A 15,714-nucleotide genomic window follows, 5' to 3' on the forward strand; every position below is an offset into this window, starting at 1 on the left:
CGGGCATACCCGCGCGGGGGTTGGCGCGAACCTGAGGGTCCGGCCCGGCTGCCGCGCCGGGGCCGCCGCACGCCGTCCGGGCTCGGTCAGGCCGGGTACGCCAGATTGGTGGCCAGCGCCACCACCCCGGGCAGCCGGGTGTCCTGGCGCAGGAACTGCACCACCACGGGTACGCCGGAGCGCAGCACGCAGCCGTACGGCCGGTCGAGCCGAACCGCCTCCGGGTCGATCAGGTCGTTGACCCGGACGTGCCGGACCCGCCGGGCCCCCACCCGCAGCCGGTACGGCCCCACCGGTTCGGTGTCCTCGTAGTAGACGGTGAGCTCCAGCTCGGCCTCGCTGTCGGTGGCGTTGAGCACGCAGAGCTGGTCGAAGCCGGTGAACTCCGGCTCCGGGCCGGTGCTGGGGAAGGGGATGTGACCGCCGGGGACGACCCAGGTCCGCGCGCCGAGGTCCGGCATCAGTTCTCCTCCTCCAGCAGCCGGGCCAGGTCGGGGGTGCGGAACACGCCGTCCGGGTCGAGCCGCCGCCGGACCGCCTGGAAGTCGTCCCAGCACGGGTAGAGCGGGCGCAGGTCGCGGGCGGTCAGCCAGTGCTTCTTGCCCCAGTGCGGACGACCGCCGTACTGGCGGAAGACCGCCTCCATGTCCCGGAAGTACTCCTCGTACGGCAGTGAGGTGTTCTGGAGGCAGGCGATGGTGATGGTGGCCCGCCCGTAGGCGTTGCTCAGCCACAGGTCGTCGGCGGCGATGCTGCGCACCAGCACCCGCCAGCCCACCGTGCGGCGGTGCCGGTCCAGGATCTGCCGCCGGACCTCGGCGAAGCAGGCCGTGAAGGCCTCGGCGGGCAGCATGTACTCGATCTCCTCGAAGCGCAGGTCCCGGTGCTGGGGGATGGTGCGGTGGGTCGGCCCGACCTCGGCCTCCCGCAGTTCGTCGGCCCACCCCCGCTGCGGCCGCCCCGGCGCGGGCCAGCCCCGCTCGACGGGCTTCTCGTCGGTCCGGTTCATGGTGCGCACCTGGGTCCGGTCGCTGCGGGGGTACCAGTAGAAGTCCATGTTCCGGTTGGTGTGCTGCAACTCCGCCAGGTGGTCGAGGGTCCAGTCGACCGGCGCGCACCACGCCCGCCGACGCAGCTCGTACCGGGGCTGCACGTCGAGGGTGACCTGGGTGACCACGCCCAGCGCGCCGAGCGACAGCCGGGCGGCCGGCAGCAGGTCGGCGTGGTCGTCCGGCCCGATGTCCAGCGTCTGCCCGGTGCCGGTGACCAGCCGCACCCCGACGAGTTGGGTGGAGAGGTTGCCGAACCGGATGCCGGTGCCGTGGGTGCCGGTGGCCGTCGCCCCGGCGATGGACTGGTAGTCGACGTCACCGAGGTTGTCCATGGCCAGGCCGGCGTCGTACAGCCCCTCGCCCAGGGCCTTGAGCTTGGTGCCGGCACGGGCGGTGGCGAGACCGCCGTCGTCGGAGAGCACCCCGGCCATCCGGTCCAGGTTCAGCAGGATGCCGTCGGTGCGCACCAGCGGGCTGGAGGAGTGCCCGGAGCCGACCGGGCGGATCGTGGTGCCGGCCTCGCGGGCGCGCAGCACCACGGCCCGGACCTCGTCCTCGTCGGCGGGTTCGACGTACTCGGCCGGGGTGAACGACAGGCTGCCGGACCAGTTGACGAACGACCGGGCCACCTCGGCTCCTCCCCTCGACCGACCCGTCGTCCTACCCGCCGTCGCCGCGGGTATGCGCCGCGCCGCCCGGATCGGCGCGGCCCCGGTTTCGCGGTGCCGGGCCGGGGGAACCACGGTCTGACCCGACCGCCACGGGAGACGGCGGCCGGGTCGTCGACGGTGGAGGAGCGCAGGTGCCGGGGTACGGCTGTCACACGGATCGACCGGAGCCGGCATGACCTTCCCGCCGATCGACGGGTACGCCTTCCTCTCCGACACCCACACGGCGGCCCTGGTCGCGCCGGACGGCGCGGTCGAGTGGCTCTGCGTACCCCGGTTCGACGGTGACGCGGTCTTCGCCCGGTTGCTCGACCGGGACGCGGGCGGCGCCTTCTCGCTCACCGTCGACGGGGCCGGCCCGGTCGGGCGGCGGTACCTGCCGGACACGCTGGTGCTGGAGAGCCGGTACGAGGGCCGGGCCGGTGACGCGGTGGTCCGGGACTTCCTCGCGGTCACCCCCGGCGACCCCGAGCAGCCGATCCGGGCCGGCAAACTGCTGGTCCGGCAGGTGAGCGTGGCACGCGGCCCGGTACGGCTGGCCGTCCGGGTCACCCCCCGACCCGGCTACGGGGCCCGACCGGCGACCTGGGAGCGGTCCGGCGACCGGTGGCGGGCCGCCGACGCGGAGCTGTGGCTCGACGGCGGCCTGCCCCTCACCGCCGACGGCGGCGACCTGCACGCCGAGGTCGACCTGCCGGCGGGCCGGACGGTGACGCTGCTGCTCGGCTACGACCACCCCCCGGCGGACGGCACCGGTCAGCCGGGCGGGGCGGCCGACCCCGCGCGGTTGGTCGAGCGGACCTGCGCGACCTGGCGGGCCTGGGCGGCCCGCAGCGACTACGCCGGCTTCGCCGCCGAGGCGGTCCGGCACAGCGCCCTGGTGCTGCGCGGCCTCTCCTTCGACGAGACCGGCGCGCTGCTCGCCGCGCCGACCACCTCCCTGCCGGAGGAGATCGGCGGGAGCCGCAACTGGGACTACCGCTACACCTGGCACCGGGACGCGGCGCTGCTGCTGCTCTCCCTGTTCCGGCTCGGCCACGCCGAGGAGGGCCGACGCTACCTGCGGTTCCTGCTCGACATCTGCGCCGGCCAGCAGAAGCTGCTGACCCCGCTGATCGGCATCGGCGGCGGCACCGACGAGGAGCGGGAGGTGGACCACCTCAGCGGCTACGCCGGCTCCCGGCCGGTCCGGGTCGGCAACGAGGCCGTCGACCAGGTCCAGTTCGACACGTACGGCCACATCCTCGACGCGGCGCTGGCGTACCAGCAGCTCACCGGCGAGTTGACCGGCGAGCAGTGGGGACTGCTGCGCCGGCACGTCGACACCATGGCCGAGCGGTGGCGGGAACCCGACCACGGGATCTGGGAGATCCGTGGCCCGCTGCGGCACCACGTGAACTCGAAGGTCATGATCTGGGTCTGCCTCGACCGGGGCATCCGCCTCGCCGGGCTGCTCGGCGACGACACCGCCCCCGTCGAGCGCTGGCGGCGGGCCCGGGACGAGCTGCACGCCGAGGTGCTCGACCGGGGGTACGACCGGGAGCTGAACAGCTTCGTCATGTGGTACGACTCGACCGAGCCGGACGCCTCGCTGCTGCGCATCCCGCTGGTCGGTTTCCTGCCCGCCGACGACCCCCGGGTGCTCGGCACCATCGACCATCATCGGCGGGAACTCGCCATCGCCCCGGCGCTGGTCCGCCGCTACGTCGCCGACGACGGGCTGCCCGGCGAGGAGGGGGCGTTCCTGCTCTGCTCGTTCGAGCTGGTCTCCGCCCTCACCCTGGCCGGGCGGCGCGACGAGGCGCGGGACCTGTTCGACCGGCTGATGGCGCTCGCCGGCCCGCTCGGTCTCTACTCCGAGCAGATGGCCGCCGACGGGACGGCGCTGGGCAACCATCCGCAGGCGTTCACCCACCTGGCGCTGATCGAGGCGGCGCTGAACCTCGACGCGGCCGGGGACCGGGAGGCCCTGCACGTCTGGGCGGAGCGGACCGGACCGTCGTCGCCACGCTGAGGCGTCGACGACAGTCACCGACGACGATGCCCGGCGTCGGCCACACCACCGCACGGAACGCGATACACATCGACCGACGTGTGGCGATAATTGTCGGAGGAAGCAGACCCCTGGGTTAGGAGTTTCCCCCGTGCGCATCCGTCTCACCCTGGCGCTCGTCGCGACCGCCATCGCCGGTGCCCTGGTCGCCCCGGCCACGGCGACCGCCGCACCGACCGCGCCGCAGCCGATCATCGGCGGCAGCCTCGTCTCGTCGGCGCCGTGGGCGGCGGCGGTCTTCCAGAACGGCTCGTTCGCCTGCTCCGGCTCGATCATCGCCCCGCGCTGGGTGCTGACCGCCGCCCACTGCCTCCGTGGTTCCATCTCGGTGCGGGTCGGCAGCATCTACCACGCCTCCGGCGGCACCACCGCCACGGTGAGCGCCATCCACACCCGCCACGACCTCGCCCTGCTGCACCTGGGCACGTCGGTCTCCACCACGTACGTGACGCTGGCCCACGCCAACCCGCCGGTCGGCGCCGTCAACACCATCTACGGCTGGGGCCGGACCTGCCTGACCTGCGACCCGTCCAGCCAGCTCAAGACCGCCACCGTCCGGGTGACCGCGATCAGCTCCGAGGACGCGGACGGTGGCCCGGTGATCCGCAGCGCCCGGGGCGACGGGGTGTCCTGGCAGGGCGACTCCGGCGGCCCCCAGTTCCACAACGGCCAGCAGGTCGGCGTCTCCTTCAGCGGCAACGGGTCGACCTCGCAGAACTACTCTTCGGTGATCGCCAGTCGTAGCTGGATCACCGAGATCAGCGGCGTCTGACCGCCACCGGCGCCGGTTCGCGGGGTGCCGCCGGGCACCCCCCGGCGCGCCCCCACCCGGGTCGACCACCGCCCGGTAAACTGTCACCTACAGTTACCGACGGCAATGCATAATGCCAAGGTCATACTATTCCTGCGGAGCAGTTGTTTATCGCCCGCCATGCGAAATAATTGCGCTCGGATCTTGTCGTGGGAACTGTCTCCCCCTAGCCTCTGGCCTCACCGGCAGCACGACCCGCGCTGTCGGTGCGGTGCCTGCCCCGGCACCGGACGACCGTGGTGTCCGGCGGTGGAAAGCGCCACCGGACACCGGCCCGGCCCACCCGAAAACCGGGCACGTCCCCCTCGGTAAGGAGCACCCCGTGCGTATCCGTCTCACCATGGCGGCCATCGCGACCGCCCTCGTCGGAGCCTTCGTCGCCCCCGCCTCGGCGGCTGCCGCCCCCACCGCGCCGCAGCCCATCATCGGTGGCGGCACCGTCTCGTCGGCCCCCTGGGCGGCGGCCGTCTTCCAGAGCGGCTCGTTCGCCTGCTCCGGCTCGATCATCGCCCCGCGCTGGGTGCTGACCGCCGCGCACTGCCTCGGCGGCTCGATGTCGGTGCGGGTGGGCAGCGTCTACTACGCCTCCGGCGGCACCACCGCCACGGTCAGCGCCACCTACAACCGCTACGACCTCGGCCTGCTCTACCTGAGCACGTCGATCTCCACCACGTACGTCACGCTGGCCAGCGCCAACCCGCCGGCCGGCTCGACCAACACGATCTTCGGCTGGGGCCGGACCTGCACCAACTGCGCCGCGTCGCCCCAGCTCAAGACCGCCACCGTCACCGTGAGCACGACCGGTTCCACCGACGCGTACGGCGGGCCGGCCATCCGCAGCACCCGGGGCAACGGGGTGGCCTGGCGGGGCGACTCCGGCGGCCCGCAGTTCTACAACGGCCAGCAGGTCGGCGTCTGCTCCACCGGCAACGGCTCGACCTACCAGAACTACGCCTCGGTCGCGGCCAGCCGGAGCTGGATCACCTCGGTCACCGGCGTCTGACCGGGCCGGCCGCCCCGGCGGCCGGTCGACCGCCCACCACGCGGGGTGCCACCAGGCACCCCGCGTGCCGTCGTCAGCCCCTCTGCCGTCGACAGCGGTGCCGCAGCCGGCCGGAACCGCGCCACGCCGTCAGTCCTGGCGTCGCCCCGCCGGGTGCCGGGGCAGGTCGGCCAGCCAGCGGTCCAGCTCCGCCGGGGAGCGGAACAGCAGCACCGGCGGCCCGGCCGGGTCGGCCTGCCAGGCCCGCATCCGTCGCCGGGCCCGGCCGAACGCCGTGACGTGCCAGACCAGGATCGACTCCCGGGACAGCACGCTGCCCAGCGTCTCCCGGTTGCCGTTGCAGATCACCTCGCCGGTCAGCAGCCGGCGCAGCGTGCGGCGCAGCAGCCGCCCGTAGGAGAGCCAGCGGGGATAGTCCAGGCCGACCACCAGGTCGGCGCGGGCCAGCACCACGTCCCGCCACCCGTGGTACGCCCCGTCGAGGATCCACCGGTCCCGGCGGCAGACCTCGCTCATCCGCTCGCGCTGCACCGGCACCGGCACCTCCACCCAGCCGGGCTCCCAGAGCTGGTCGTCGACCGGGTACCAGGGCAGGCCGAGACGGTCGGCCAGGCGCTCGGCGAGGGTGGACTTGCCGGCGCCGTACACCCCGTCGACCAGGATGCGCGACGGTGGGCTCATCCGCGGCAGCGTACGCCGCCGCCGCAATCCCGCCCGGGGCGCGCAGGGCGGCGGCCCGGCTGGGTCACCAGCCGGGCCGCCGCCGTCGAGGGGTACCCGGGTCAGCCGCCGAGGCTCGCGGCGGCCGAGGCGATCGCGGAGGAGAAGTAGCTCACCTGGGTGTAGACACCCGGGTAGTTGGGCCGGGCGCAGCCGTTGCCCCAGCTCACGATGCCGACCTGGATCCAGGCGTTGGTGGCGTCCCGGCGGAACATCGGGCCACCCGAGTCACCCTGGCAGGTGTCGATGCCGCCGCTGGCGTAGCCCGCGCAGATCTCCTCGGCCGGGATGATGTCCCCGCGGTAGTTGGCGTTGCAGACCGCGTCGCTGACGAACGGCACGGTCGCCTTGAGCAGGTACCGCTGCTGCGCGCCGTTCTCGCGGGCCGCGCCCCAGCCGGCCACGGTGAAGGTCCCGTTGTCGTACGCGGTGCTGGTGGCGATCGGCAGGGTGGCCAGGCTCGTCACCGGCGTGGCGAGCCGGATCAGCGCCCAGTCCTTGCCGGAGCCGTTGTATCCGGGGGCCCGGTACACGTAGTTGGAGCGGACCGTGATGCGGCTGGACGACTGCAGGTCGACCGTGCCCAGCGTGGCCGTGATGCTGGTGTTCGCGCCGGTGGCCCGGACGCAGTGGGCGGCTGTGAGGACCAGGGTCGGGCTGTAGAGCGACCCGCCGCAGCCCATCGAGAGCCGTACCATGAACGGGAACTCGCCCTGGGCGGCGCGGGTGCCCCCCACGACGAAGGGTGTCGCCGTGTTCCCGCTCGCCACGGCGGGCGTGACGGCGGCGAGACTGCCTCCGGTGACCGCGATCAGCGCGGCGGCCACCAGGCCGGTGATGGTGCGCCAACGAACCATGCGTTCCTCCGCATCGGATCGGTACGCCTCGTGAGCGCACCGGCATCAAGTGCGGATCATCTTATTGAGATCGCTGGATCTTTTGCGCCTCCTCTCCGGGTCCTACCGCCGCGTTATGACCACCCGGCCCGCCTCGGCGCAGACAGCACGTCGCGCCCCGGCTGCTCGGCGACCGGCGCGACACGGGCGGCGTTCGTCCGGTGACCGGCGGGCGAGGCTGTTCAGCAGGCTCCTTGAGCCGAACCGGCTCGTCGCCGGCTCGTCACAGTCGCCATGGCTCCGGTCCTGACCGGGGCCGCTCGTTCAGTGGCGAGGGGGCTTCCAGCGGTCGGCCCCAGGCATGCCGGGCGTCGGCCACCGCCATGCCGAACAGGATCACGAAAGCGCTGACCGCCGCGACCAACGGCGGGACGAAGGCCAGCGGCAGGGCCGCAGCCGCCAGGACAGCGATGCCGATGAGCCTGCTCCGGGAGACGCGGTTGAAGACCACGCGTTCCAATCCGATCCGACCGATGACGAAGACGATCGGCCCGCCGAGGATCACGACCAGCCAGACGGCAGGCACGTGCCCCCCGGGGTGGGACACGACGAGTTCGTACCCGGCCGCCACCAGCACGATGCCGAGAACCATCATCATGTGGGCGCGTCCGACGTTGCGGCCGGCCCCGATCCGGTCCCCGGCCACGTGGACGGCCTCGGGGAGCACCTGCCCCGCCCGGTAGTAGTAGATCCGCCAGAGGAGCACCGTGGTGGCGAAGCCGACCAGCAGTGCCACCGACCCGGCCCACGACACCGGCGCACGGGTGTAGGTGATCCCCAGCGCCAGCACGCTCTCACCGAGCGCGATCAGCAGAATCTGCTCGTACCGCTCGGCGAGGTGGTGGGTCTTGATCGGATCCCAGGCGCTGTCCAACTGCCGGCTCATCCCCGGCACCGGCCAGGAGAAGCGGGCCGCCACGAGCTCGATCGTGATGGCCAGCGCCCACAGACCCACCCGGGGCTCGCCCTTGAGCAGGATGCCGCCGACCAGCCACGGCCCGGCCGACAGGGCGAACCAGATCGCCGCCCGCGTGTAGAGGGCTCGTTGCGCACACTCCGGCAGGAGCCTGATGAGGACCAGGGGCCGTCCCACCTGAAGGAGCACGTACGGTACGGCGAAGGCGTAGCCCCGTTCGAAGAACGCGTACGGCAACGACGAGGCCATGAAGACCACGCCGAGGGCGGTGACCAGCACCATCGCCTGGACGACCGGCCGGCGCGGGTCGAAGCGGCTCGTGATGTGGGAGGTGGTCGTCCACAACCACATGATCGGCAGCACCAACACCACGACGTACGACAGCCCCGCCCACTGCTGGGTGAGATCATCGGCCGTCAGGTCCACCACGACCCGCGACACGACCCCCAACAGGGCGAAGACCAGCACCAGGTCGAAGAACAACTCCAGGAAGTTCGCCCGGCGGCTCACCTCGACGGCGCCCGCCGCCCCCTCCACCCGCTGACCGGGAGGCTGCCGGTCGCGCCGGTCACGTCCGGCCCGGTCACCGGCCTCACCATCAGTCACCGAACCATTGTTCAACCCAATTGCCCCGAATACGGGGGAAAGCGCCAGCCTGGTCTCGATCGACGACCTCATCCGCCCGGGGCCGCTGCGGAGACGGCGGGTGGCCTGGTACGCCCACCGGCACCGGCCGCCTCCGAACCGTCACCAGCCCCACCCGACTCCTACGACGACCCGCTCCGCGTGCTCGGCCAAGCCGGTAGCAGGATACGGTCGGGATCATGACCCTCACCTTCGCCGACCTCGGCCTGCACCTGGGCGTCTTGGACGCCCTGCTGGACGACGGCATCGCTGCCGACGACCTCAAGGCGCTCATCGAGTCGACCGGCCCCGACGGCCCGGAGGACGGCTACCCCGGTCCAGGCCCGCGCCTGAAGGCGTCACTAGATCTGCTACATGCCGTCGCGGTGCCGTCGGCCGAGGCCGCAGCGATCACCCACCTGCAGTTCGACGGCGGCAGCGACATCTACATGCTGATCGAGCAGACCCTGGACATCGACACCGGCGGCGAGTCCGACGACTACAACGTGACGTCGCTGGAGGGCATTCACGCACTGTCCAGCCTGCAGTCCCTGGACCTGGACGGCCACGGCTACCGTCGCGGGCCGTTGGACCTGACCCCGCTGACCGGCCACCCGGCCCTGGCGGAACTGACGCTGACCGGGGAATGCACGGCAGCGGCGGTGCTGGAGTCGCTGCCTGCGCTCCACACCCTGGACGTCTCGCTGGCGCACCTCGACGACCCCGATGTCCTGACCCGCTTGGAGGCCCGCGGGACGACGGTCAGCCGTTGACCGCGCCACCGCAGAGGCCGTTGCCCCACAGCGGCCGGGAGTCCCGGGTGAGGGAGCAGGTGTGTGCCCGACACCCACTGCCTCGGCGCGGCCGGGACGCGCCCCCAACCGCATCCATCTGCGGCGTCTGAGCAGCACAGAACCGGTCGAGGTGCCGGCCGATCTCCACGGCGCTTGCGGAGGAACCAACGCGACGAGGCACGGGCGACCGCCGGGACGGCGTGGCACGAGGACGACCTCGGGTTCACCACCCGCTACGACACCCCCGTCGAGCCGCTGGGTTCGTCGGGTGCGGCCGGCTGTGTTGCGGTACTCCACAGCCGTACTTCCTCGGCTGCCCGAAGGACGTCCCGGGCGGCGGCAGCCACCGGGCAGTCTTCCGTCCGGCAGATCGGGCAGCGACCGTCGGGTCCGGGTCGGTGGTCGCGGAGGACCCAGCGGGCGGTGAGGATCAGCCGGTTGTGGATCTGGGCCAGGGACAGGAACGGTGCGGTCATCCTCAGCCCACCCCGAGTGTGGCGGCGAGATGGATGAGCGCCGTCGGGGCGCGCGGGTCGCGGACGACCCGGGCGAGGACGTCCCGGCCGGCTGGTCGGTGGCGGATCTCGGCCGGCGCAAAGCGGTCGGCCTCCACCAGTGCCCGGGCGGCGCTGATCGGATCGTCGGTCTGCAGGTACGCGCGGGCGGCGTCGATCAGGTGTGCCGCGCGGTGCTCGGCGGGCAGCCACCGCCATCCGTCGCGGGTGGTCGCCTTCTCGTGCCATGCCACGGCGTCCCCTCCGTCGCCCAACTCCACCGCTGCGGCGACGCGGGCCGACTCCACCGCCGTCGGCCCGAACCCGGTGCGGTGGTGGTCGCGCCCGTCGCCGACGCGGGCAGCCAGGGCGGCGGCCTCGTCGAGCAGCCCGGCCACCGCCGCCTCGTCGCCGTAACGGGCTGCGGCCAACGCCGCCTGGACGAGCAGCGTCCCGCACAGGGACAACTCCGGGGGTAGTCCGAACTCGACCACCGGCGGGGCGATCCGGTAGGCGGCGGCCAGCATCGCCGACGTCGCCACCCGCGCCTGCCCGGACGCACGGAGCACCTGGCCGAGCTGCACCGCCGCGGCGGCCACCAACACCGCGTCACCCGCCGCAACGATCATCGCGCGGTCGGCAGCAAGCCACGCCAGGTCCGGGGCACCCAACTTGACCAACAGTGCTGTGGTGACCCGGTACGCCTCCACCAGCAACGCCCGACCCGCCACCGGGTCACCGGCGTGGCTGCGTTCCAACTCGGTCAGCAGCTCCGGCAGCAGGTCGACCACGCGTGGGTAGCGGGCGTGCTGGAATGTCGTCCAGGCATGCGCGACCTGCCGGGCCATCTGGGCGGGCGGCGGCACCGGCCGGCGGCCTGCGGGGCGGGCCAGGGAAATCTCGTACCGGGACAGCGCCTCGCGGATCCGCTCGACCTCTGCGGTCCGCTCGACCACCCTGGAAGGCTGGACATCCCGACCGAGCAGCACCGCCGTGTCGATACGCAGCACGGCGGCGACCTCCTGGAGAGTCGACACCCTGTCCAGGGAGCGGACACCCCGCTCGACCTTGTCCACCCAACTCTTCGACTTGCCCAACCGGTCGGCGAACACCTGCTGCGACAACTTCCGCCGCCCCCGCCAGTACGCCACCCGCCGCCCGACAGGCAGCAGCTCCCCGTCGCCGACGGCGTCGCCTGAACCGTTTCCGTGCCGGGTCATCGCCATCACCCTGCATCCCACCTCAGTCGTCAACAGCGCGGCGGCAGGCTCGACCGCCGTATGCCGTCCACGATGACGCTGGGATGTCACCACCCGCGACGACACAGGACCCGACAAGCCAGGCACATTGCCGGCGACATTCAGGCGACATACCGCTATGGTGGCGTCATGACGGTCCCGAACACCGCCCTCCGCGCCGTCCGTGCCGGGATGCGCATGAGCCAGGACGACTTCGCCCGCGCGCTCCAGGCCGCAGGGCACCGCGTCGGGGAGCCCAACGACGCCAACAAGAGACTCGTCCAGCGATGGGAGTCCGGCGCGATCGCCGCACCGCGACCCGTCTACGCCCGCGCGCTGGAGGTCGTCACCGGCCTGCCCATCTCACTGCTCGGCTTCGCCGCAGTGCCCGACGGGCACGTCGCCGACGACCGACACGGTGGACACGACCTGACCTCTCCCATGTCCAGCCTGGCCACACCGACGCCCACAGCCAGGCCCGCCGCCGTCCACCGGTCGTACGAGGGCGTGTGGCTCAGCCGCTACCAGTACTACTCCAGCGGCCGGTCAGACTCCTTCGCCGGGCAGCACTTCGTGGTCGTGCTCCAGCACGGCGACCGACTGACCGCCCGCAGCCTCCCCGGCTCGGCGGCATCGTCCCTGTCACTGGACCTCACCGTGGACGGTGCCGTCGTCACCGGCACCTGGGTGGAGCAGACCGACCCGACCGGCTACTACCGGGGCGCCCGCTACCACGGCGCGATCCAACTCCTGGTCGAACCCACGGGCCGACGAATGGCCGGAAAATGGGTCGGGTTCGGCAAGGACATGGACATCAACACCGGCCCATGGGAACTGGTCTTCCGCGACGCCTCGACCTCCAAGGCGACCCTCGACCGGTACAACACGGCGACCGAGTAGCATGCCGTTCCAGCCTCTGGCCCGATTCCTCACCCATGTGACGCCCAGAACTCCCATGGTAGGAGTCAGATGAGAGACGACCAGTACGCCGCCGCGATGAGGTTCATCTTCGAGGCTGGTGTCCTGAAACGCGCAGCCCGTACCGGCTGGTGGTTCGCCGGGGTCAGGCATCCCGAAACCATCGCCGAACACTGCCATCGCACCGCCCTGATCGGCATGATCCTCGCCGCCATGGAAGGGGCCGACCCCGCCCGGGTCACCATGCTCTGCGTCCTGCACGACACCCAGGAAACCCGCACCACCGACCTGCCCCACATCGCCAAGCGCTACCTCACCGCCGCCCCCAACACCACCATCACCGCAGACCAGGTCGCCGGCAGCCCACCCGCCGTCACCGACACCATCACCGCCGCCGTCATCGAGTACGAAGCCGGCGAGACCCTTGAAGCCGTCGTCGCCCGCGACGCCGACAAACTCGAATGCCTCGTCCAGGCCGTCGAGTACCGTCACCAGGGCATCGACAACGTCCAACGCTGGATCGACAGCAGCCGCGCCGCGCTCAAGACCGCCTCCGCCCGCCGCCTCGCCGACGCCGCGCTCACCGGCCAACCCCTCGCCTGGCTCGCCCCACCGCACCCGGGACCAGTCTCGATGTGAGCGATAAGTTGCGAAGACGGTCCGCCTTCCTCCGTGGTTGTCTGGTGGCATGCCCATCGGTCGTCACTCAGCTAGTCACTCAGAGCCGTCGCCGCCCTCGGAGTGCTTCCGCCGTTGGGCAAATCGTCGAAGCCTGCGCTCTTACTGACCGGCATAGGAACGCTGCGCCCGCTTTCTTTGGCCGCGCAACAGGATCACTCACCGACTCGAAGTACGAGACCTCGGCCGGGTCCTGGTCCTCGTCGACCGCAGCGCAAGCGCTTGGCGGTCACGCTCGATCGAGCGCGCCGCTCGAATGCGAGCCCGCCACGCGGCCCCCGTGGGATCCTCAACCACGCCGTCGACACCGGATCTGCCTCGACGGCGGCCAAGGGCCGCCGTCACCCGACGAGCTTCGCGCACACACCGAATATTCCCTTCCGCGCGGGGGCTGTCAAGTTAACGGTGTAACTGGGGTTGGTTGATGTCTACTTGCGGCCGGCGGAGAGGCGTCCGTCGAAGGTGATGTCGAAGGCGTTGAGTGCGCTTTTCCAGCGGGTGGCCCAGCGTTTGCGGCCTTGCCCGGTCGGGTCCAGGCTCATGACGGCGAGGTAGACGCACTTGAGGGCGGCTTGCTCGTGGGGGAAGTGTCCGCGGGCGCGCACGGCGCGGCGGATGCGGGCGTTGACGCTTTCGATGGCGTTGGTGGAGCAGATGATTCGGCGGATCTCGGCGTCGAAGGCCAGGAACGGCACGAACTCGGCCCAGGCGTTCTCCCACAGCTTCACGATCGCCGGATACCGGCCGCCCCATGCCTCGGCGAACTCGAGGAACCGTTCGGTGGCGGCGGCCTCGGTGGGTGCGGTGTAGACCGGTTTGAGGGCCTTGGCGATGGCGTCCCAGTGCTGGCGGGCGGCGTAGCGGAAGGAGTTGCGCAGCAGGTGCACCACGCAGGTTTGGACCACGGTGCGGGGCCAGACCTGCCCGATGGCCTCCGGTAGCCCGGTCAGTCCGTCGCAGACGGCCATGAGCACGTCGTCGACGCCCCGGTTCTTGAGTTCGGTGCAGATCTGCAGCCAGAACTTGGCGCCCTCGCCGCCGTCGCCGGCCCACAGACCGAGGATGTCGCGGGTGCCGTCGGCGGTGACCGCGAGAGCGACGTAGATCGGCCGGTTGGCGACCTTCCCATCCCGGATCTTGACGTTGATGGCGTCGAGGAACACCACCGGGTAGACCGGATCCAGCGGCCGGTTCTGCCACTCGGCCATCCCGTCCATCACCTTGTCAGTGATCGTGGAGATCGTCTGGCGAGAGACCTGCGCGCCGTAGACCTCGGCCAGATGGGCGCTGATCTCACCGGTGGTCAAGCCCTTCGCCGACAGCGACAGCACCAGGTCCTCCACCCCGGACAACCTGCGCTGACGCTTACGGACGATGGCCGGCTCGAACGAACCCGCCCGATCCCGCGGCACATCGATCTGCACCGGCCCGACATCGGTGAGCACGGTCTTGGACCGGCTGCCGTTGCGGGAGTTGCCGGAGTTCGCCCCGGCCGTGTCGTGCTTGTCGTAGCCGAGGTGGTCAGTGATCTCACCATCCAGCGCCGACTCCAGCACGATCTTCGTCAACTGCTGCAGCAGGCCACCCTCGCCGGACAGCTGCAGCCCCTGCTCACGGGCCTGGGTCACCAACTGCGACACCAACGCCGGATCGACACCCCCCGGCGTCGTCTTCGTACGCGGCCGCTTGGCCGTCTCATCACCGGACACAGCGGCAGTGTCCACCGCATCAGTCGTGATCGTCATCAGGTGCTACTCCCTTGATCGGAGATACACCGTTGTTTTTACAGTCCCGACCACACAACGGACGCTACACCCAGCGCAGCCGACCGGTAACACCCCGCGCTGACTGCGCTAGATCCCCTTGACATGACGACGCAAGAGGTCAAGTCCGCCTCAGAGGTTGAAGCGGAACTTAGACCATCTCGTCCCTGACCTGCGGCAGCCTGGTCGGTGCACTGCTCAGGCTCGCTCCTGGGCTCACGTCGGATGGCTGACTGCCGACGTTTCACGCTGCCTTGTGCCCCGTGTGGGCCCTGGCGACCCCTTGACCCCCAGGCAACGATCAAGCTGGGTCAACCTGCCCCTTCTCCCGTCGTACCCTGGACTCTCGGTGCGTCATCGTCCACCGGTGTGCGCGCCGGTCCGCCCCGATCGTCACTCAGTTAGTCACCCAAGCGAGGTTGAGATGGCTCGTCGTCCTTCCGGGGTCAAGTCCTCGCCGTCGTGCCTCGGCATCGTGATCCTTCACGAGAACATGTCGACGGAGTGCGCCGACTGCCCCGAAGCGGGTTCGATCCACACGGCGGCCAACGTGCGCGCTTGCGGCATCACCGGCTGCGAGCGGTGCCCGTCGGGTCCGGGGTGGAGCGAGCAGACGCCTTCGGTGTGAAGGAACTTCCGGGTTGACTGAACCAGCGCCGGCATTGGCGGTGAGCTGCGGGTATGGTCCGCTGGCGTCCGTAGTTGTCCGGTGTGTCCTTGCCGGTCGTCACTCGGTTAGTCACCCATCGCCGGGCTCTTGAGAGTTCCTACGCCGGTGGGCAAGCCGCCGAAGCCGGCGCTCGTACTGGCCGGCGTAGGAACGTTGCGCCCGATTCATCGCGCGTGCGCCTGGATCGCTGACCGCCTCGTAGTAGTAGACCTCGGCCAGGTCGTGGTCCTCGTCAACCAGGCGCGCGAGCGCTTCACGATCTCGCTCGATCGAACCCGACCCTCGTATGCGAGCCCGCCAGGCTGCGCCTGGGTTGTCCTCCTCCACGCCATAGACCGTAGCGGCGTGGGGCGGTACCCGCTCTCTGATGGGACGGTCAGCTTGGGAATCGGCTTGATCCACACACGCAGTAGCCA

General features: G+C 71.2%; 14 protein-coding genes and 1 pseudogene. 6 read left to right on the forward strand and 9 right to left on the reverse strand.

The features are described from left to right. Nucleotides 1-86: 86 nt before the first annotated feature. Together ACQUFX_RS16090 and ACQUFX_RS16095 are read right to left on the reverse strand one after the other, a co-directional pair. Nucleotides 87-461, reverse strand: a complete 375-nt coding sequence (locus ACQUFX_RS16090) for a sensory rhodopsin transducer (RefSeq protein ID WP_428961210.1) — start codon at nucleotides 459-461, stop codon at nucleotides 87-89. Beyond that, nucleotides 461-1,681 carry a D-arabinono-1,4-lactone oxidase gene (locus ACQUFX_RS16095; protein ID WP_428961211.1) on the reverse strand — a complete coding sequence of 407 codons (1,221 nt, stop codon included), beginning with the start codon at nucleotides 1,679-1,681 and terminating at the stop codon, nucleotides 461-463. Before ACQUFX_RS16095 ends, ACQUFX_RS16090 begins: the two co-directional genes overlap by 1 nt. Before the next feature lie 214 nt (nucleotides 1,682-1,895). Here ACQUFX_RS16095 and ACQUFX_RS16100 point away from each other — a divergent pair, with 214 nt between their 5' ends. The 3 genes from ACQUFX_RS16100 to ACQUFX_RS16110 all read left to right on the forward strand — a co-directional run bounded on the left by ACQUFX_RS16100 (nucleotide 1,896) and on the right by ACQUFX_RS16110 (nucleotide 5,587). Next, a complete protein-coding gene (locus tag ACQUFX_RS16100) occupies nucleotides 1,896-3,734 on the forward strand; it encodes a glycoside hydrolase family 15 protein (protein WP_428961212.1) in 1,839 nt (612 codons plus the stop codon). Nucleotides 3,735-3,864: 130 nt separating this feature from the next. Continuing rightward, nucleotides 3,865-4,545 carry a S1 family peptidase gene (locus tag ACQUFX_RS16105; RefSeq protein WP_428961213.1) on the forward strand — a complete coding sequence of 227 codons (681 nt, stop codon included), beginning with the start codon at nucleotides 3,865-3,867 and terminating at the stop codon, nucleotides 4,543-4,545. A gap of 361 nt (nucleotides 4,546-4,906) precedes the next feature. Further along, the gene (locus tag ACQUFX_RS16110; RefSeq protein WP_428961214.1) at nucleotides 4,907-5,587 is read left to right on the forward strand and encodes a S1 family peptidase; all 681 of its coding nucleotides are present in this window, start codon (nucleotides 4,907-4,909) and stop codon (nucleotides 5,585-5,587) included. A 129-nt stretch (nucleotides 5,588-5,716) separates the two neighbouring features. On the opposite strand, the gene ACQUFX_RS16115 is transcribed toward ACQUFX_RS16110, so the two are convergent. The 3 genes from ACQUFX_RS16115 to ACQUFX_RS16125 form a co-directional block, all read right to left on the reverse strand. Continuing rightward, on the reverse strand, nucleotides 5,717-6,268 hold the full coding sequence (locus ACQUFX_RS16115; RefSeq protein ID WP_428961215.1) for a P-loop NTPase family protein: 552 nt from the start codon (nucleotides 6,266-6,268) through the stop codon (nucleotides 5,717-5,719). Nucleotides 6,269-6,369: 101 nt separating this feature from the next. After that, a complete protein-coding gene (locus ACQUFX_RS16120; protein ID WP_428961216.1) occupies nucleotides 6,370-7,164 on the reverse strand; it encodes a S1 family peptidase in 795 nt (264 codons plus the stop codon). 262 nt (nucleotides 7,165-7,426) lie between these two features. Next, a complete protein-coding gene (locus ACQUFX_RS16125) occupies nucleotides 7,427-8,725 on the reverse strand; it encodes a low temperature requirement protein A (protein WP_428961217.1) in 1,299 nt (432 codons plus the stop codon). A 218-nt stretch (nucleotides 8,726-8,943) separates the two neighbouring features. On the opposite strand from ACQUFX_RS16125, the gene ACQUFX_RS16130 reads away from it, so the two are divergent. After that, complete coding sequence (locus ACQUFX_RS16130; protein ID WP_428961218.1) at nucleotides 8,944-9,516, forward strand: DUF6892 domain-containing protein; 573 nt, start codon at nucleotides 8,944-8,946, stop codon at nucleotides 9,514-9,516. A 499-nt stretch (nucleotides 9,517-10,015) separates the two neighbouring features. Here ACQUFX_RS16130 and ACQUFX_RS16135 read toward each other — a convergent pair whose 3' ends face one another. Next, the gene (locus tag ACQUFX_RS16135) at nucleotides 10,016-11,251 is read right to left on the reverse strand and encodes a helix-turn-helix domain-containing protein (RefSeq protein ID WP_428961219.1); all 1,236 of its coding nucleotides are present in this window, start codon (nucleotides 11,249-11,251) and stop codon (nucleotides 10,016-10,018) included. A 168-nt stretch (nucleotides 11,252-11,419) separates the two neighbouring features. On the opposite strand from ACQUFX_RS16135, the gene ACQUFX_RS16140 reads away from it, so the two are divergent. Both ACQUFX_RS16140 and ACQUFX_RS16145 read left to right on the forward strand, forming a co-directional pair. Beyond that, nucleotides 11,420-12,169 (forward strand): helix-turn-helix domain-containing protein, encoded by a 750-nt coding sequence (locus ACQUFX_RS16140; RefSeq protein ID WP_428961220.1) that lies wholly within the window; start codon nucleotides 11,420-11,422, stop codon nucleotides 12,167-12,169. Between the two features lie 69 nt (nucleotides 12,170-12,238). Next, the gene (locus tag ACQUFX_RS16145) at nucleotides 12,239-12,826 is read left to right on the forward strand and encodes an HD domain-containing protein (protein ID WP_428961221.1); all 588 of its coding nucleotides are present in this window, start codon (nucleotides 12,239-12,241) and stop codon (nucleotides 12,824-12,826) included. A 141-nt stretch (nucleotides 12,827-12,967) separates the two neighbouring features. On the opposite strand, the pseudogene ACQUFX_RS16150 reads toward ACQUFX_RS16145, so the two are convergent. The 3 genes and pseudogenes from ACQUFX_RS16150 to ACQUFX_RS16160 form a co-directional block, all read right to left on the reverse strand. After that, nucleotides 12,968-13,162 (reverse strand): annotated as a pseudogene (locus ACQUFX_RS16150) (hypothetical protein). Nucleotides 13,163-13,293: 131 nt separating this feature from the next. Next, entirely contained in the window at nucleotides 13,294-14,610 is a 1,317-nt protein-coding gene (locus ACQUFX_RS16155) for an IS256 family transposase (protein ID WP_428961222.1), read from the reverse strand. A gap of 757 nt (nucleotides 14,611-15,367) precedes the next feature. Beyond that, nucleotides 15,368-15,625 carry a hypothetical protein gene (locus tag ACQUFX_RS16160; protein WP_428961223.1) on the reverse strand — a complete coding sequence of 86 codons (258 nt, stop codon included), beginning with the start codon at nucleotides 15,623-15,625 and terminating at the stop codon, nucleotides 15,368-15,370. Nucleotides 15,626-15,714: the final 89 nt, after the last annotated feature.

The sequence above is a fragment of the Micromonospora fluostatini genome, assembly GCF_050410825.1.
Taxonomy (GTDB): domain Bacteria; phylum Actinomycetota; class Actinomycetes; order Mycobacteriales; family Micromonosporaceae; genus Micromonospora; species Micromonospora rosaria.

Coding starts and splice junctions, on each gene's coding strand:
- ACQUFX_RS16090 (WP_428961210.1), bottom strand. CDS start 461: ATGCCGGACCTCGGCGCGCGGACCTGGGTCGTCCCCGGCGGTCACATC.
- ACQUFX_RS16100 (WP_428961212.1), top strand. CDS start 1,896: ATGACCTTCCCGCCGATCGACGGGTACGCCTTCCTCTCCGACACCCAC.
- ACQUFX_RS16115 (WP_428961215.1), bottom strand. CDS start 6,268: ATGAGCCCACCGTCGCGCATCCTGGTCGACGGGGTGTACGGCGCCGGC.
- ACQUFX_RS16120 (WP_428961216.1), bottom strand. CDS start 7,164: ATGGTTCGTTGGCGCACCATCACCGGCCTGGTGGCCGCCGCGCTGATC.
- ACQUFX_RS16130 (WP_428961218.1), top strand. CDS start 8,944: ATGACCCTCACCTTCGCCGACCTCGGCCTGCACCTGGGCGTCTTGGAC.
- ACQUFX_RS16135 (WP_428961219.1), bottom strand. CDS start 11,251: ATGACCCGGCACGGAAACGGTTCAGGCGACGCCGTCGGCGACGGGGAG.
- ACQUFX_RS16140 (WP_428961220.1), top strand. CDS start 11,420: ATGACGGTCCCGAACACCGCCCTCCGCGCCGTCCGTGCCGGGATGCGC.
- ACQUFX_RS16145 (WP_428961221.1), top strand. CDS start 12,239: ATGAGAGACGACCAGTACGCCGCCGCGATGAGGTTCATCTTCGAGGCT.
- ACQUFX_RS16155 (WP_428961222.1), bottom strand. CDS start 14,610: ATGACGATCACGACTGATGCGGTGGACACTGCCGCTGTGTCCGGTGAT.